Source organism: Rhizobium sp. BK377, assembly GCF_014193935.1.
Classification (GTDB): domain Bacteria; phylum Pseudomonadota; class Alphaproteobacteria; order Rhizobiales; family Rhizobiaceae; genus Rhizobium.
Genome location: NZ_JACIAC010000002.1, coordinates 642,463 through 658,432 on the forward strand (window position 1 = coordinate 642,463; position 15,970 = coordinate 658,432).

Genomic DNA, 15,970 nt, shown 5'->3' on the forward strand with positions numbered 1-15,970 from the left:
TGAATTCATCGTGAGCCGTCAGGACATCAATCGATCGGGCGAGATGGAAGTCTTCGTCAGCGTCGTCGAACGCGGCGGTTTTTCCGCTGCCGCGCAGGCGCGGCGCATGACGCCATCGGCCGTCAGCAAGCTGGTCGCCCGCCTGGAGACAAGGCTCGGCGCCCGCCTCGTCAACCGCTCGACGCGCAAGCTGCAACTGACGCCCGAGGGCTGCGCCTTCTATGAGCGCAGTGTCGCAATCCTCGCCAATATATCGGAGGCTGAACGTTTCGCCTCGGCGGGAGAACAGGCGGCGGGCCGCATCAGCATCAACACCAGCGGCTCCTTCGGCAATCATGTTCTGGCGCCGCTGATCCCGGCCTTTATGGCCGAGCACCCGGATGTCACCCTCGATATCACCCATACCGACAGGGTGGTCGATCTGCTGGAAGAGCGTGCCGACGTCGCAATCCGCGCCGGCCCGTTGAAGACATCGAGGCTGATCGCCCGCAAGCTCGGCGCTGCCAGGAAGATCATCGTCGCCTCGCCCGATTATCTTGAGCGAAACAGCAAGCCGCGCTCAGCCGCCGACCTGCACAATCATCGCCGCATCGGCTTTTCCTATGCCCGCGCATTGGAAGGCTGGCCGGTCATTGAGGCCGGCGAGACGATCACCATTCCCCTCACCCCCGGCCTGCAGGTCGGCGATGGCGAAGCCATGCGTTACCTCGCACTCTCGGGCGCCGGTCTTGCCCGCATGACCGAATTCACCGTGCGCGCCGATATCGCCGCCGGCCGCCTCGTTCCTGTGCTGGAAAAGCTCAATCCCGGCGATGTCGAAGAGTTCTATGCCGTCTATATCGGCCAGGGCGGACCGCTTCCGGCGCGCGTTCGTGCCCTGCTTGATTTCCTTGCGAAACACATCCGTCTTTAGGAGCACAAAGGCCAGATTCCGCAATTGACCCCTTGACCACCACGCGCCTATATCGGGTCCATGCCTGCCGGCCCTCGCCGCCGGCCTCTTCATATTGCCGGGGCCTCCTCCCACCTCCGCCCTCGGGCTTGCTCCGGTCGAAAGTTCGGGGATCACAGTTTTGGACGCAAGCAGCTTCCATCAGAAAGCAAGCCTGCCCAAATGGGCATTGCTGCTCGCGTTGTCGGCCATATCAGTCCTTTTCCTTGAGCTCTTCGCCCTGCCCGCCTCGCTGCTGATCGGCCCGATGGTCGCGGCCATCGTGCTGGCGCTTACGGTCGGCAAGGGGCAGCTGCACATCCCCTACTGGCCGCTGCAGTTCGGCCAGGTGCTGGTCGGCCTCTTGATGGCGCGCAACATCACGCCCGATATTCTCGGCACCATGGCGAAGGACGCGCCGCTCTTCTTCGTCTTCATCGTCTCGGTGATCGCCATTGCCGCCGGTCTCGGCTGGCTGCTCACGCGCTGGCAGGTATTGCCGGGCACCACCGCCGTCTGGGGCTCCACGCCCGGCGGCGCCTCGGCCATGGTCATCATGTCGGAAGCCTACGGGGCGGACGCTCGCCTCGTTGCCTTCATGCAATATCTGCGCGTCGTCTTCGTCGCAGTCGGCGCGTCCGTCATCTCCCGCCTCTGGGTCGCTGCCGATGGTGAAGCGCCACCGCCGGTCATCTTTTTCCCGCCGGTCGACTGGCCGGCTTTCGCCACGACGGTCGCCTTCGCCGCCCTCTGCTGCTACGGCGTCTTCCGCCTCCGCATCCAGGGCGGCAATATCGTGGTTCCGCTGTTTGCCGGCGCCATACTGCAGGGTTTCGGCATCTTAAAGATCGAACTGCCGACCTGGATCCTGGCGCTCAGCTACGCACTGATCGGCTGGAGCATCGGCCTGCGCTTCACCCGCTCGATCCTCAAACATGCCGCTCGCGCCCTGCCGCGCGTTTCCGCCTCCATCATCATCCTGATGGCGCTCTGCGGCTGCATGGCGTTCGCCCTTCACACATTCGCCGGCATCGACCCGCTGACCGCCTATCTCGCAACCAGCCCAGGCGGCGCGGATTCCGTCGCCATTATCGCCGCCTCGAGCGATGTCGACGTGCCCTTCGTCATGGCCATGCAGACCGGCCGCTTCCTGATCATTTTGCTGATCGGGCCGGCGCTGGCCCGTTTCATCGCCCGCCGCTCCGGGCTTGCGGAAAACGCGGCTTGAGCCTGAAAACCTTCAGCCGGTGTTTTTGATCGCAGCACGGGCCGCAGGCGATCTGCGGCCGCGCCCCGGTCCCCGGCCGGTCCGGCGCCGAGCTATGCCCTGATCGGCCGGAGCACAGGCTTGCGCAAAACCGGCATGGGGCCTGCGCGAAAATGCGTCGAGCAAGCGGAGATGAGCACCGGCGCTTCAGCGCGCCGGTGCTTCGGCTCATGCCACCAGACCCTTGGTCAGTTCGAGCGCCTGCCGCTCGAACAGCCGGCGATAAATGCCGTTGTTCAGCCGGATGAGCGCTTGATGGTCGCCCTCTTCGATGATCATCCCCCTATCGAACACCAGCAGTCGATCCAGCGCCCGCACCGTCGAAAGGCGGTGCGCGATGACAAGCGTCGTGCGGCCGTTCATCAGGCGCTCCATGGCCTGCTGGATCTGCACTTCGCTCTCGCTGTCGAGGCTCGAGGTCGCCTCGTCCAGGATCAGCACGGGCGCATCGGCGAGAAATGCCCGAGCGATGGCGACACGCTGACGCTCGCCGCCCGAGAGCTTGACGCCGCGCTCGCCCACCATCGTCTCATAGCCCTTCGGCAGGTCCATGATGAAGCGATGGGCGCTCGCCTGTTTTGCCGCGTTCTCGATCTCGCGTCTGGAGGCGTTCGGCCGGCCATAGGCGATGTTTTCGGCCAGAGTGCGGTGAAACAGGATGGGCTCCTGCTGCACGATGGCGATCTGGCCACGCAGGCTCGATTGCGTGACCTCGGCGATATCCTGTCCATCAATCCGGATAGCGCCCGAGTTCACGTCATAGAGGCGCTGGATGAGCTTGACGAAGGTTGTCTTGCCCGAGCCGGAATGCCCGACCAGTCCGACCCGCTCCCCCGGCTGGATCGTGACCGAGAAATTCTCATAGAGTGGGGTCGGATGGGCGCCATACTGGAAGGTGACGCGATCGAACACGATCTCGCCCTTGCCGATCGCAATAGGTTTCGCGTTCGGCCTATCCTCGATGCCGAGCGGCGTCTTGTCCAGCAGGACAAGTTCTTCCATGTCGTTGACGGCGCGCTGCAGGTTTCTGATATCTTGCCCGACTGAGCGCAGATAACCCTGAAGAACGAAGAACATCGCCAGCACGAATGTGATGTCGCCGGGCGTCGCCAGCCCCTGCTGCCACATGACGAGGCCGGTACCGAGAATGCCGGCCTGCATGGAGACCATCATGAAGCCCTGAATCGTGCCGTTCAGTGTCCCGCGCCTCCAGGTGCGTCGCGTTCGGCTATCCCACTTGGCAAGCACATGGCGCAAGCGCACTTCTTCGCGGCTTTCGGCACCGAAAGCTTTCACCACCGCGTTGCAGCTGATCGCATCTGCCAGCGCGCCGCCTAGCTTGGTATCCCAGGCATTGGCAAGCTTTGCCGCCGGCGACACGAAGCCCATGGAAAGCGCGACGGTCACGCCGATATAGATCAGCGATCCCAAAGCCACGATCAGCCCCATGACCGGCCAATAACTGCCGAGCACGAGACTGGCGCCCAACAGTATGACGATCGACGGCAGCAAAGCTATCAGCGGCAGGTCATTGAGCGAATCCAGCGCCCACATGCCGCGGGTGATCTTTCGTACCGTAGAGCCGGCAAAACTATTGGCGTGCCAATCAGTCGAGAACCGCTGCACCTTGTGGAAGCCGTTATTGGTCACATCCGCCATGATGCGCAGCGTCAGCCGGATGATCCCGCCGAAGATGAACCAGCGCAATACAACGCTGGTCAGGCCAAGGATCCCGACGATAGCGAAAGCACGAATTGCGTCACCAGCCGCCGCATTGCCGCTGGCAATCGCGTCGACGATCTGGCCGGAAAAAACCGGCACCAGCACTTCGGCCAGCGTGCTGGCAATAACCAGCACGATAATGGTACCCACAAGTGCTGGGCGATGGGTCCACTGACGAAAAACAAAGCCGAGTACGTTGCGATACGCATCGGCACGGAAATCGAGCTTCTTGCGAGCCATTTTAACCAGTCCGACGCCGTACTTCGGCGGCCGGCCCCAAAATCCAGAGTTGAAGAACACAGTCGAAGCGGGAGACAAACTGGTCCCGGCAGATCGAGCGAACTGTGAACGAAATTAAAACCGCTTGTCGCGTTCCCCGGCGGGCCGCGAATTGGAACGACCTAGTGTCGGGTCATTCCGGACGGGAGGACTTCGATGAATGCTGTTGTCATACGACGCCTCCTTTGATTGATCTGCAACGGTAGGACATATGTACCGGACAAGTTCGATCTTGCCAACCGGATATTTTCTACTTTACGGAGAATGATGCGCGAACGACACAACGTCGCGACTCTATCAGCCGCCTTATTTGGGTCCGCTCCTGGAATAAAATGCGTATAGCCGGACGCTTTTTTGGCTTTAGCAGCGTAAATTCTCTAACTGATTTTAATGAACATCATTGTGCTGAAAAATGGATAACACCGGACTGTCTCTCGACAGAATGCGCACCTTTGTTCGCGTTGCCGAACGGGGCAATCTGTCTACGGTGGCGAGGGAGCTCGGCATCGGTCAATCAACCGTGACCCGCCATCTCAAAGAACTTGAAGACGCAGTCGGTGTCCCTCTCCTCAGCCGAACCACGCGTCGCGTGACCCTCACCGACGAGGGCAGCCGCTATTATGGGAACTGCCTTCAGGTATTGCGCCTGGTCGAGCAGGCTACCGAGGAAGCCAGAAACGCCCGTCGGGCTGCCGCAGGCTCGGTCAGGCTTTCGTGTACTGCAGCACTTGGCGTGATGCACATCACGCGGCTCATCTTCGAATTTCAGGACCAGCATCCGGATATCAGCGTCGATCTCAACTTGACCGACGAGCGCATCGACCTGGTTCGCGAAGGCGTTGACGTGGCACTCCGGCTTGGACCTCTCGCCGACAGTTCCATGAAGCTTCATGCGCTTGGAAAAAGCCATCGGCTGATGGTCGGCGCTCCGGCTTATTTCTCCGTCCACGGGCGGCCGGAGCGCCCGGACGATCTCTCGCGACATGAAGCCATCATAATGTCCAATATAGCCGGGAGCGATCAGATCTCTCTGTCCTCCCGCCATGGCGCGAATTTGACGGTTCCGGTCAAGGGGAAGCTGCGCGTCGATCACGGACTTGCGGCGCGTGAAGCCTTGGCCGCAGGACGCGGCATGGGTCCCGCCCACATTTGGCTGGTCAACGATCTCCTGGACAACGGCCGGCTCGAGGCCGTGCTCGAAGACTATCGTCCGTCGCCGGTCCCGCTAAGCCTGCTTATCGTGCCCGAGCGCTCCACCATCGCCCGCGTTCGTCTCCTCACCGACTTTCTTGCCGCCGAGGTATCCAAACTGCCGGGAATCCGGCCATCGTGACTTAGAGCCCGAAAGATCGCTTGTCGCCCCGCCAGCCCGTGGTGCGAAGATACTGCGCCCAATCGAGCGTATCCGGATTCAGGCGACGGCTCCATTCCAGGTCGTGCTCCTTGCCGAAATAACCATATTCGACAGCATACTCGACCATCCCCAGAATCTCTCGCACGAGAAGTTCGTTGGCTGCAAACTCTGGAAAATACTGCAGCAGGCCGTCCCTGGTGAAAGCATTCCGGTATTCTGCCTTGAGGCCGGTTACCTCCCGGAAGGTTTCGACCATCTCGCGCGGAGAGATGATATCGCCGACGATCGGCAGAGTTTTCCCGTTGTAGCGCTCGGGATCTGAGAAAATTTCGAGTACGACCGGCCCAGTTGCCGTGAGCGGATCGACAAAAGGCGCTCGAAAATCTTCGGGAAGATAGATCGGCATCGCGAGCGTGTCACCTTCCATGCGCGGCGGATAATATTCGAGAAGATTCGAGTAAAAGAACGCCAGCATGACGAAGGAATGAGAGATCGACAGACCGCGAATATAGTCTGCAACGTGCGCTTTGTCGGTGAAGTGCGGAGCAAACTTGGTCCCGCCGGTGATGGCGTCGACATTCTCGAGCGTACTGAAAACGATATGTCCGACTCCCGCCTCAACCGCCGCATCCGCCAATTGGCGGCCGATTGGAAACTCTATCGTTGCTGGCGGCATGACAGGCGGCGTCATCAGAAATGCCCCGTCCGCACCTTCGAAGGCGGCAACGAAATCCTTCTGAAACCCAAGCTGGAGCGGCACGTTGACAATTTCAGCTCCAAGTTTCTCCAGACCTAGAGCCTCGGGCGAATCTTTTTTACGGGTTAAGGCGCGTACGCGAAAACGTTCGCTGCGAAGGAGCGTGGCTGCGACGCTGCGACCCTGTTTGCTGGTTGCGCCGGCAATTGCGATAAGTGGCTTATCATTTGCAGACATGGTTGTGCTTGGACCTTTCTCCTGTCCCTGGCTGCGGATTGCAGAGCCAGGCGTCATACTGGAACGAACTTTCGGCTGAGGCCGATAGCTCAGGACCCAGTCAAGTTAGGTCATCAAGCTTTCTTGCTGTAGGCATGCACAATGCATATGATAATGCCGTTTTATGGATAAATGCCCTGGCTGCCCATGCCAATATCAGTCGCTGAACGAGTTGGCCTCTGCCGCGTAAAACGTGTAAGCCCCACCCAACGTCCCGGGGTGATCCCATAGGCCTTTTTGAAATGCCGGATGAAATGCGCCTGGTCGGCAAAGCCGGTAGCCGCCGCCACATCGGCAAGCCCCTCGCCTTCGCCCATCAGCGCCTTCGCCTGCTGCAACCGCCGCATCAGCATGTAACGATGCGGGCTGGTGGCGAAGGCCGTGCGGAAATGCCGTGACAACGTGAAGCGGTCGAGGCCGGTAATGTTCTCCAGCTCGCCAGAGCGCACTGGCCTGAGCGCATGCGCCTCCAAATAATCGCGCGCCGCCCGCACCTGCTTCCAAGCAACCGTGCCCAGAGCGCGACGGCGCACTTGCGCGTGCCGCGAGAGGCCGCCCGCCACGCGGCTCACGAAATCATCGACGAAGAGCTCATCCAGTTCCTGATCGAGTTCGCCGAGGGCAGCGAGCAGCACCTGCGCCAGCGCGCCGTCGGCGATGACCGGCTGATCGACGAAGGGAAGCCCGATCTTCTCTGCCGCCAGACACTCCATCAAGAGCGCAGGCTCCATGTAAAGCATGCGGTAATGAAGGCCTGCCTCGGTCGCTGCCCCGCCGTCATGTTCCTCGTCCGGATGCAAGACGATCACCTGGCCTGGCATGCTGAAGCGCCGCTCGCCGCGATAGGTGAAGGTCTGCACGCCATGAAGCGTGACGCCGAGCGCATAGGTATCGTGCCGATGCGGCTCGAAGACATTACCCGAGAACTGCGCCTCGATACGTTCGATGCCCGGAAAGGCAGGCGCAGTCAGAATGCCGCTGCCCCCGGGCGCGGCCAGCATACCGCTGCCCCCAGGCGCGGACAGCATACCGCTACGCTCCTGCGGCTCGCACAAACGTTCAAGACCCTCAAAGACCTGCGGCGTTAGATCCTGGCTCAACGCGTTTCGATAACCTGATGAAAGAGACTGGAATGTTTGATACCAAAATTGCAATCGTCCTGCGAAACAATCTTGCCGGTTGGCAAAAGCTGAATGTCACGGCCTTCCTGTCGACGGGCATCGCCGGGCAATATCCCGAAATCATCGGCGAGCCCTACAAGGATCGTGCCGGCAATCTCTACAATCCATTATCCATCCAGCCGATCATCGTCTTGTCGGCCGACGAAACGACGATATCGACGATCCACCGACGCACGCTGGAGCGCGAGGTGACTTCCTCGATCTTCATCGAGGAGATGTTTGCAACCGGCCATGATGCGGCCAACCGCGCCGTCTTCGCCGAATACGCCCCCGATGATGCCAAGGTCGTCGGCATTGCGCTGCGGGCCGACAAGAAGATCGTCGACAAGATCACCAAGGGCGCAACGATGCAGCATTGAAGCAAACGGCAGAACGAGAGAGGCCGGGCGATGACCCGGCCTCTTTGTCGCCTGATGCAACCGATCAACCTTGGGTGATCGGCGCGATCTGGATTTCGACGCGGCGGTTCTGCGCGCGGCCCGCTTCGGTCGCATTGGAAGCGATTGGCTGCGACGGACCGTAGCCGACGGCCGAAACGCGGCGCTGGTCGATGCCCTGGCCGCCGAGGTAATCGGCAACGGACAACGCGCGGCGCTGCGACAGATCCTGGTTATGCTGCAGGCTGCCGGTGGAATCCGTATGGCCGTTGATATCGATCAGCGTGCGGTTGAACTTGCGCAGCACGATCGCGACAGAATTCAGCGTCGGATAGAAGCCCGGCTTCACCGCATCCTGGTCGATATCGAAGGTGATGTTCGAGGGCATGTTGAGGATGATGTTGTCGCCCTGACGGGTGACCGAAATGCCGGTACCTTCGAGCTGGGCGCGAAGCTCGGCTTCCTGCTGGTCCATGTAGTTGCCGATCGCGCCGCCGGCGAGCGCGCCAAGGCCGGCGCCGATCAGCGCCGCATTGCGCTTGCCATGGCCGCCGCCGCCGACGGCGACACCGACGAGAGCACCGCCGAGCGCGCCAAGGGCAGCACCGCCGGCGGTATTGGATACCTTCTGCTCGCCAGTATAAGGATCGGTCGTCGTGCAAGCCGAGAGGTAACTCGCCGCAACGGCCAGAAGGATGAATTTCTTGATCATGGACAGGAGGTTCTCCGTTCGAAGCTGGTGCGAGCAGATATTAGGGAATGCGGCAACAAGATGAAGATGTTTACCTGATAAGGCAAATTCCCAATGGGAAACATCGGCCTGTTGCAGACACGCCCCGATATCACCAGCTTTCTTCGCAAAACCGTGGCGCTTCCCTCAGTCGCGCCCGCGGCGTTTGGCATAGGCCACGCGCGCCTCATCCATGCGTGCGGAATTTGCGACGACCCACTCGGCAAGCCCCCGAACCGGGTCCAGGAAGTCCCGGCCGAGATCCGTCAGCGCATATTCGACCTGCGGCGGCGTGGTGGGCGTGACAGTCCGGGAAACGAAACCGTTCTCCTCCAGCTCCCGCAATGTCGATGCCAGTACCTTCTGGCTGATCTCGCCGACTTCACGGCGCAGGGCGTTGAAACGCAGCGGACCGTGACCCAGCACGCGCACCACCAGCAGGCTCCACTTGTCGCTGATGCGCGCCAGCATGCGGCTGATGTGATCGCAGGCGCGGACCTGCTGGCAGCCGTCGACGTCCTCGCAGGGGGCGGTTTCCTCATGGTTATCTGGTTTCAATAAAGTGCCTCCTTGTGCAGCCCCCCGAACCATCCGTAATCTGGTTACTGCTGGAAACCAGCATACAGGAGGTTACTTTGAATTCTAAGCCCCGCATCGCCATTATTATCGGCTCCACCCGCCCGACCCGTTTCGCCGATACCCCGGCACAATGGATATTGAAGCAGGCGCAAGCACGTGATGACATGGACGTAGAGCTGATCGATCTGCGCGATCATCCGCTCCCCTTCTTCGACGAAATGGCATCGAACCTGTGGATGCCGAGCCAGAATCCCGAAGCGGTTCGCTGGCAGGAAACTGTCGGACGCTTCGACGGCTATATCTTCGTGGTCGCCGAATACAACCACTCGATCACGGCAGCCCTCAAGAACGCGCTCGATCAGGCCTATAAGGAATGGAACCGCAAGCCGTTTACTGCCATCGGCTATGGTGGCACGGGCGCCACGCGCGCTGTCGAACATCTGAGAGGCATCGGCGTGGAGCTGCAGATGGTCTCAACCCATGCCGCCGTCCATCTCGGCGGCGGCGACTTCATGGCTGTCCATCCGCATTTCGGCAACAAGCCGATCTCGGAAATCGAGGCGAGCCTGCTGCCCACCGCAAAGACCGCTCTCGACGAACTGGTCTGGTGGGCCAAGGCAACGATGGCCGCCAAGGCAGCCGAAGCCTGAGCATTGCCAAAAGAAAACCGCGCGGCGAGCATGGCTTGCCGCGCGGGCGATATTACAAAAGCCGAAGTTAGAAATTCTGGAAGAGCTGACGAACCGTGTCGTAGGACGCGTTGGCGATATTCAGCGATTGCAGGCCGAGCTGCTGCTGGGTCTGTAATGCCTTGAGCTTGCTCGATTCCTCTTCCATATCGGCATCCACGAGGCGGCCGATGCCTTCGGTGATGTTGTCGGACAGGTTCTTGGCGAATTCGTCCTGCAAGCTGATGCGCTTTTCCAGTGCGCCGAAAGCCGAACCGACGGTCGTCAGCTGCCCGAGCGCGGCGTCGACGACGCTGATCATGTCGTTCAGGTCTTGTTTGCTGGTCGTGGCTGTCAGTCCGATTTCCACCTGGCCGGCTGTATTGCCGTTCTTGCTCTTCGTCAGCACCCAGGTCTGCGCCGTGCCGAGCTCCGTTGCGAAGAAGGCGGAGGTCAGCACGCCATATTCGCCTGTGCCGCCTGCCCGGTCGTCAATCACATAGCGCGCATCCTTGGAGGAGGTCGCGCCGCTCGGCGGGATATCGATATGATAGCTCAACATGCCAACCGATACCGTGCCGTCCGAATTACGGATGAAGGAGGCCGGAATCTGGCGCGGCTTTGTCGGCGTGATGGTATTGTCGAGGATGATCCAGTTGTCGTCGTTGAAGCCTGCGCCCTCGGAAACGCTGCGCAGTTGCGCCTTCAACTGGTCTAGCTCTTCATTGATCTTGGTCTTGTCGACGCCCTGTTCGGTTGCGGCAACAAGTTTTGCCTTGATCTCGGTGACGACGTCGATGACGCTGTCGACACCGGCGGACGCCGTCCCCATGGTGGCGGCAGCCATGCCGAGAGCATCTTGAACCGCAGAAAGTGCCTTGTTGTCGTGACGCGCCGTCGTCGCGACCGACCAATAGGCAGCGTTGTCCCTGGATCTTTCGACACGCAGACCGGTCGTGATATGGTTCTGCGTCACCGTCATGGTCCGATTGATGTCACGCAGCACATGAAGCGCCGCATCCACGGAGGTGCGCTGATAAATACTCACGGTACGAACTCCAAAACACAACAAGACGCAACACAACAGGATGTACCGAAATCAAGCGGACGCTCATGTCTGCCGTCGCTGGAAATCAGCGCAGTGGCCTTCAGAAAAACTGGGGAAGACCGGCCGGTTACTGATCGCGATCATTGCCGGTTATGCTTAAAAAACGGCTAAAGTTCAGAAGTAATTTATCTTATTTCACAAGACTTCATACACCATAAAAACGCCTGCCGGAGAGATCCGGCAGGCGTCTCCGAAAGTATTGAAAAGGCTTGTTCGCCCTCCTACTCGGCAGCCTGAAGCTGCTCCGGATCCGGCTTCGGTCGCGTCGCATGCGTCATTTCTTCGTGCAGGCGCGCTTCCTCATGGGCATGCGGCTTGGCGAAGCGGGCGATCAGGAGATAGGCGACCGGGGTGATGAACAGCGTGACCAGCGTCGCAAAGCCGAGGCCGCCGACGATGACCCAGCCGAGCGCCACGCGCGCTTCCGCACCCGCGCCATGCGCGAAGACCAGGGGAACGCCCCCAAGAATGGTCGCGATCATCGTCATCATGACCGGGCGCAGGCGAAGCGCGCAGGCCTTCTCGATGGAGGAGCGCACATCCTCGCCGCGGTCACGCAGCTGGTTGGCGAATTCCACGATCAGAATACCGTTCTTCGCCATCACGCCGACAAGCAGCACGAGGCCGATCTGGCTGTAGATGTTGAGGCTGGAGCCGGTGATGATGAGTGCAAAGACGGCACAGGCAAGGCCGAGCGGCACCGTCGACATGATGATCAGCGACGACAGCACGCTTTCGAACTGTGCCGCGAGCACCAGAAAGATGATGACGATCGCAAAGCCGAAGGTCAGCGCCATGCCGCTGGAATTCTCCTCCAGCGTCGCAGCTTCTGCGAGCGGCAGCAGGCGCGCGCCGTCCGGCAACAGCGGTGCTGCCATTTGCGTGACATTCTTCACGGCGTCGCCAAGCGACATACCGTCCTTCAGGCCGGCGGTGATCGCCACCGAGGCGAGCTGCTGTTCACGGTTGAGCTGCGGGGCGACCGAGCCTTCCTTCAGCGAAGCGATGACCGACATCGGCACGATCTTGCCGTCGCCGGTCTTCAGGAAGACGTTTTCAAGATCGGTCGGGTCGTCGATCGGCCGCATCGTCGAGGTCAGAAGCACCGGATAGGATTCGCCATTGACGAAGACGTCGACCACCGATCGTCCTTCGAGCAGCGACTGGATGGCGGTCGAAAGGCCGGTGATATCGATACCGAGATCGGAGGCGCGTTCACGATCGATTGCGACGGAGACTTGCGCCTGCGACGGTTCGTTGGTCAGGCGTGGCGTATCGTACTGGCCGCTGGCATCGAGCTGCTGCACGAGCTTGGCGGCCGCCGCCGTCAGCGCCGCGTGATCATTACCAACAAGCGCCATCTGCAGACCGCTGCCGGCGCCGCGAATACGCAGGCTGTTCGACGAGATCGCATTGCCGCGCAGCGCCGGCACCTTTGACGCAGCCTGATTGATGTCGCGGACGATATCGGCCTGCGTACGGTGGCGCTCGCCCCAGGGCGCCAGCGTCAACACCATGAAGCCGCTGTTGGAAGCGCCGCCCTGGCCGGAGATCGAGAAGACGTTCCTGATATCGCCGCTGTCGACGAGCGGCTGCAGGTATTCCTCCACGAGCTGCAGCTTGTCGCGCGTATATTCGAGGCTGGAACCCTGCGGCGTCGTCAGCCGCATCATCACCATGGCGCGGTCTTCTTCCGGCGTCAGTTCGCTCTTGACCGTGCCGAAAGCGACAACGGCTGCGCCGCCGAAGATAAGTGAGAAGACGATGACGACGACAGGCGCGTTCAGGCAGGCATGCAGCGCCAATTTGTAGAGGCCGGCGAAAGCCTCGCCGAAGCGGCCGAGCAATCCATGATCCTCGATCATCGGTTTGGTCAGCATGCGAGAGGCGAGCATCGGGCATAGCGTCAGCGCCACGATCGACGACAAGCCGACCGAGAAGGCAAGCACGAAACCGAATTCGCGGAAAAGACCACCCACCTGCCCCGGTAAGAAGGACAGCGGAATGAAGACGGCGGCAAGTGTGGCCGTTGTCGCGATGACGGCGAAGAAGACTTCGCGCGTGCCGAGCACGGCCGCCGCGCGCGGTCCCATGCCCTCCGAGCGTCGGCGTACGATGTTTTCGAGCACGACGATGGCGTCATCGACCACGAGACCGGTCGCGAGCACGATGGCAAGCAGCGTCAGGATGTTAATCGAGAAGCCGACCATATAGATCGCGGCAAGCGTGCCGATCAGCGCCACCGGCATCGAGACGGACGGGATCAGCGTTGCGCGCCAGTCGCGAAGGAATAGGTAAATGACGACGGTGACGATGACGGCCGAAAGCAGCAGCGCCAGCACCACTTCATGGATCGCGCCCTCGATGAACACGGCGTCGTCGCTGGTGATCGCGATCGTCGTGCCCTTCGGCAGCGTCTTCGAAAGCTGATCGACGGCAGCATGAATGCCGGTGGAAATATTCAGCGTATTGGACTGCGCCTGACGGATGATACCGAGACCGATGCCCGGTTTGCCATTGGAACGCAGCGCCGTCTCGCCGTCACGCGGCCCGAGCGTCACGGTCGCGACATCGCCGAGACGCACATTGTGCTGCAGGATGACGTTCTGGAAATCTTCGGGCGTCTGCAGGCTGGCGGTTGCGCGCACCACGATATCCTGCATCGGGCTCTTCAGCGAACCGGCCGGTACGTCGAGCGCGGCATTGTCGAGCGCCTTGGTGAGATCGCCGATGGTCAGTCCGCGGCTTGCAAGCGCGCCCTGATCGACGTCGACACGGAAGACCTTTTCCTGATCGCCGTATTCTTCAACATCGGCAACGCCATCGACGGAGGCCAGACGGTCGACCACCTCGTTCTCGACGAGGAGCGTCAGATCGTCCATGTTGAGCGTATCCGACGTCACCGCGAGGCGCATGATCGCCGAAGAGTCCGAATCCGCCTTGACGATCTGCGGCGCATCCGCCTCGTCGGGCAGGTTCTGGGCGATGCGGCCGATTGCGTCACGCACGTCATTGGCGGCAACGGCCAGATCGATGGAATCGGAAAATTCCAGCGTGACGCGGCTCTGGCCGAACTGGGAACTGGAAGAGATGGACTTGAGACCGCTGACGCGCGCAACCGCACCTTCGATGACCTTGGTCAGTTCCTGGTCGATCGTCTGCGGCGAAGCGCCGTCGAATGTCGTGCGCACGGTCACGATCGGCCGGTCGACATCGGGCAGCTCGCGCACTTCCACGCCCACATAGGCCGCAAGGCCCGCCACCACCATCAGCGTATTGAAGACCAGCGCCAGGATAGGCCGGCGCACGAAGAGTGCGGTGAAGGTCGCCTTGCCGGATTCCGGTTTGTCCTGGTGGATCTCGGTCACGCTCATTGGGCGGCGACCTTGTCGTTGGCGGCGACATCGGTCGCCGTGCGCACAGCGCCGTTCTCGCGCACGCGCTGCAGGCCCTGGGTGACGATCTGGTCGCCATCCTTCAAGTCAGCCTTGACCAGCACATAGTCCGGATTGCGCTGCACGACCGTGACCCGCACCTTGTGCGACTTGTCGTCGGTCACCCGCCAGACGAAGGAGCCCTGGGCATCCCACTGCACGGAAAGCGGGTTGACGGCCGGATATTTATCGCCGGCAAACTTCATGCTGACCGCAAAGGACATGCCGGCACGCAGTTCGTCGGAGCTGTTGTCGATCCGGCCCCGCAGGCGCAGCGTGCGGCTTGCCGCGTCGATGCGGTTGTCGACCGCCTCAAGCACGCCTGAAAAGACTTTTCCCGGCCGCGCCACGGACGTTGCCTCGACCACCTGGCCGACGGAAACCGTATTGGCAAAACGCTCCGGCACCCAGTAATCGACGAGGATTTCTGTGCGATCGTCCAATGTCACGATCGGCGTCGACGTATTGACATTGTCGCCGATATTGACCGGCACGATGCCGACGATGCCGTCGATGGGGGCCACGATATTACGGCGCTGGAGATTGAGATCGGCTGCCTGCAATTGCAGCCGTGCATTCTGCTCGGCGATCTCGGAATCGAAGACATCCATGCGCGAAACGCTGGACTTGATATTGTGGTAGAGGCTGGATTTCTCGAGCGCGCTGTTCAGTGCCACCTGCGCCTGCCCCTGGGCAATGACCTGCTCCTCGCTGTCGAGCTTGGCGAGAACCTGCCCCTGCTTCACCATATCGCCTGATTTGATCAGGATCTCGCGGATTGTACCCGTCGCCTGCGGCGTGACCGCAACGGAGCGGATCGCATCACCCGTGCCGATCGCATTCAGCCGGTCGTTGACGACGCCCTGTACCACAGCCTGGGTGACGACAAGCACCGCGGCATTACGTCCGCCGCCACCGCCGCCATTGCGGCGGTTCTGCCCCTGTCCCTGCCCTTGCGCTTTGCCGCCTTGAGCCTGCCCCGCGCCGGCATCGGCTGCCTCTTCGCTCTTCGGTGCGATCCTGGAAACGATGCTGTCGGGAATACCGGCATTGCTCATCGTCTCGCCGGCGCCAGGCACAAAATAGACCCACGCGGCAAAGCCGGCGATAATGACGACAAGACAAAGTACAAATTGCTTCCAAAAGGGCATTCACGTCTCCGGAGGGACTCGAGGTTGGCCAGGGTCTGTCGAAAGAGGCGCGCGAGACAAAAGGTCTCACCTGGTGCGACAATATCGCACCTTTCCCCGGCCGGCAGCAAGCACAACCACCCGTCATTACCGATTTGTAATATCAGTGAACTTTGAAAATAACCTGTGCGCTCACTTTTACTTGAATGGTGCTAAAGCACTGCCAACAAAACTGCG

General features: G+C 61.0%; 13 protein-coding genes. 5 read left to right on the forward strand and 8 right to left on the reverse strand.

All coding sequences use genetic code 11. The annotated features are described in order from the left end of the window. Positions 1-10 precede the first annotated feature (10 nt). Both FHT92_RS11935 and FHT92_RS11940 read left to right on the forward strand, forming a co-directional pair. Positions 11-913, forward strand: a complete 903-nt coding sequence (locus tag FHT92_RS11935; RefSeq protein ID WP_183825222.1) for a LysR family transcriptional regulator — start codon at positions 11-13, stop codon at positions 911-913. A 151-nt stretch (positions 914-1,064) separates the two neighbouring features. Continuing rightward, positions 1,065-2,159, forward strand: coding sequence for an AbrB family transcriptional regulator (locus FHT92_RS11940; protein WP_183826239.1), 1,095 nt, complete (start codon positions 1,065-1,067; stop codon positions 2,157-2,159). A gap of 207 nt (positions 2,160-2,366) precedes the next feature. Here FHT92_RS11940 and FHT92_RS11945 read toward each other — a convergent pair whose 3' ends face one another. Beyond that, a complete protein-coding gene (locus FHT92_RS11945) occupies positions 2,367-4,160 on the reverse strand; it encodes an ABC transporter ATP-binding protein (RefSeq protein ID WP_183825225.1) in 1,794 nt (597 codons plus the stop codon). A gap of 451 nt (positions 4,161-4,611) precedes the next feature. Here FHT92_RS11945 and FHT92_RS11950 point away from each other — a divergent pair, with 451 nt between their 5' ends. After that, on the forward strand, positions 4,612-5,532 hold the full coding sequence (locus tag FHT92_RS11950; RefSeq protein WP_183740608.1) for a LysR family transcriptional regulator: 921 nt from the start codon (positions 4,612-4,614) through the stop codon (positions 5,530-5,532). A 1-nt stretch (position 5,533) separates the two neighbouring features. On the opposite strand, the gene FHT92_RS11955 is transcribed toward FHT92_RS11950, so the two are convergent. Both FHT92_RS11955 and FHT92_RS11960 read right to left on the reverse strand, forming a co-directional pair. Next, the gene (locus FHT92_RS11955) at positions 5,534-6,487 is read right to left on the reverse strand and encodes an NmrA/HSCARG family protein (RefSeq protein ID WP_183740611.1); all 954 of its coding nucleotides are present in this window, start codon (positions 6,485-6,487) and stop codon (positions 5,534-5,536) included. A gap of 161 nt (positions 6,488-6,648) precedes the next feature. Next, positions 6,649-7,626: an AraC family transcriptional regulator gene (locus tag FHT92_RS11960; protein WP_246735243.1), complete on the reverse strand. Its 978-nt coding sequence runs from the start codon at positions 7,624-7,626 to the stop codon at positions 6,649-6,651. A gap of 32 nt (positions 7,627-7,658) precedes the next feature. On the opposite strand from FHT92_RS11960, the gene FHT92_RS11965 reads away from it, so the two are divergent. After that, the gene (locus FHT92_RS11965; protein WP_183740614.1) at positions 7,659-8,066 is read left to right on the forward strand and encodes a DUF2000 family protein; all 408 of its coding nucleotides are present in this window, start codon (positions 7,659-7,661) and stop codon (positions 8,064-8,066) included. A 64-nt stretch (positions 8,067-8,130) separates the two neighbouring features. On the opposite strand, the gene FHT92_RS11970 is transcribed toward FHT92_RS11965, so the two are convergent. Together FHT92_RS11970 and FHT92_RS11975 are read right to left on the reverse strand one after the other, a co-directional pair. Next, the gene (locus FHT92_RS11970) at positions 8,131-8,796 is read right to left on the reverse strand and encodes an OmpA family protein (protein WP_183740617.1); all 666 of its coding nucleotides are present in this window, start codon (positions 8,794-8,796) and stop codon (positions 8,131-8,133) included. Between the two features lie 165 nt (positions 8,797-8,961). Further along, positions 8,962-9,372, reverse strand: a complete 411-nt coding sequence (locus tag FHT92_RS11975) for a winged helix-turn-helix transcriptional regulator (RefSeq protein ID WP_183740620.1) — start codon at positions 9,370-9,372, stop codon at positions 8,962-8,964. Between the two features lie 77 nt (positions 9,373-9,449). On the opposite strand from FHT92_RS11975, the gene FHT92_RS11980 reads away from it, so the two are divergent. Next, positions 9,450-10,043: an NADPH-dependent FMN reductase gene (locus FHT92_RS11980; protein WP_183825227.1), complete on the forward strand. Its 594-nt coding sequence runs from the start codon at positions 9,450-9,452 to the stop codon at positions 10,041-10,043. A gap of 67 nt (positions 10,044-10,110) precedes the next feature. On the opposite strand, the gene FHT92_RS11985 is transcribed toward FHT92_RS11980, so the two are convergent. The 3 genes from FHT92_RS11985 to FHT92_RS11995 form a co-directional block, all read right to left on the reverse strand. Beyond that, a complete protein-coding gene (locus FHT92_RS11985; RefSeq protein WP_183740626.1) occupies positions 10,111-11,109 on the reverse strand; it encodes a flagellin in 999 nt (332 codons plus the stop codon). Between the two features lie 281 nt (positions 11,110-11,390). Next, complete coding sequence (locus tag FHT92_RS11990) at positions 11,391-14,543, reverse strand: efflux RND transporter permease subunit (RefSeq protein ID WP_183825230.1); 3,153 nt, start codon at positions 14,541-14,543, stop codon at positions 11,391-11,393. After that, positions 14,540-15,754: an efflux RND transporter periplasmic adaptor subunit gene (locus FHT92_RS11995; protein WP_183825233.1), complete on the reverse strand. Its 1,215-nt coding sequence runs from the start codon at positions 15,752-15,754 to the stop codon at positions 14,540-14,542. The genes FHT92_RS11990 and FHT92_RS11995 overlap by 4 nt, the downstream gene beginning before the upstream one ends. Positions 15,755-15,970 lie beyond the last annotated feature (216 nt).

What these genes read in the sequence shown, in the direction of transcription:
- FHT92_RS11945 (WP_183825225.1), bottom strand. Translation starts at nt 4,160, where the DNA reads ATGGCTCGCAAGAAGCTCGATTTCCGTGCCGATGCGTATCGCAACGTA.
- FHT92_RS11950 (WP_183740608.1), top strand. Translation starts at nt 4,612, where the DNA reads ATGGATAACACCGGACTGTCTCTCGACAGAATGCGCACCTTTGTTCGC.
- FHT92_RS11955 (WP_183740611.1), bottom strand. Translation starts at nt 6,487, where the DNA reads ATGTCTGCAAATGATAAGCCACTTATCGCAATTGCCGGCGCAACCAGC.
- FHT92_RS11965 (WP_183740614.1), top strand. Translation starts at nt 7,659, where the DNA reads ATGTTTGATACCAAAATTGCAATCGTCCTGCGAAACAATCTTGCCGGT.
- FHT92_RS11970 (WP_183740617.1), bottom strand. Translation starts at nt 8,796, where the DNA reads ATGATCAAGAAATTCATCCTTCTGGCCGTTGCGGCGAGTTACCTCTCG.
- FHT92_RS11990 (WP_183825230.1), bottom strand. Translation starts at nt 14,543, where the DNA reads ATGAGCGTGACCGAGATCCACCAGGACAAACCGGAATCCGGCAAGGCG.
- FHT92_RS11995 (WP_183825233.1), bottom strand. Translation starts at nt 15,754, where the DNA reads ATGCCCTTTTGGAAGCAATTTGTACTTTGTCTTGTCGTCATTATCGCC.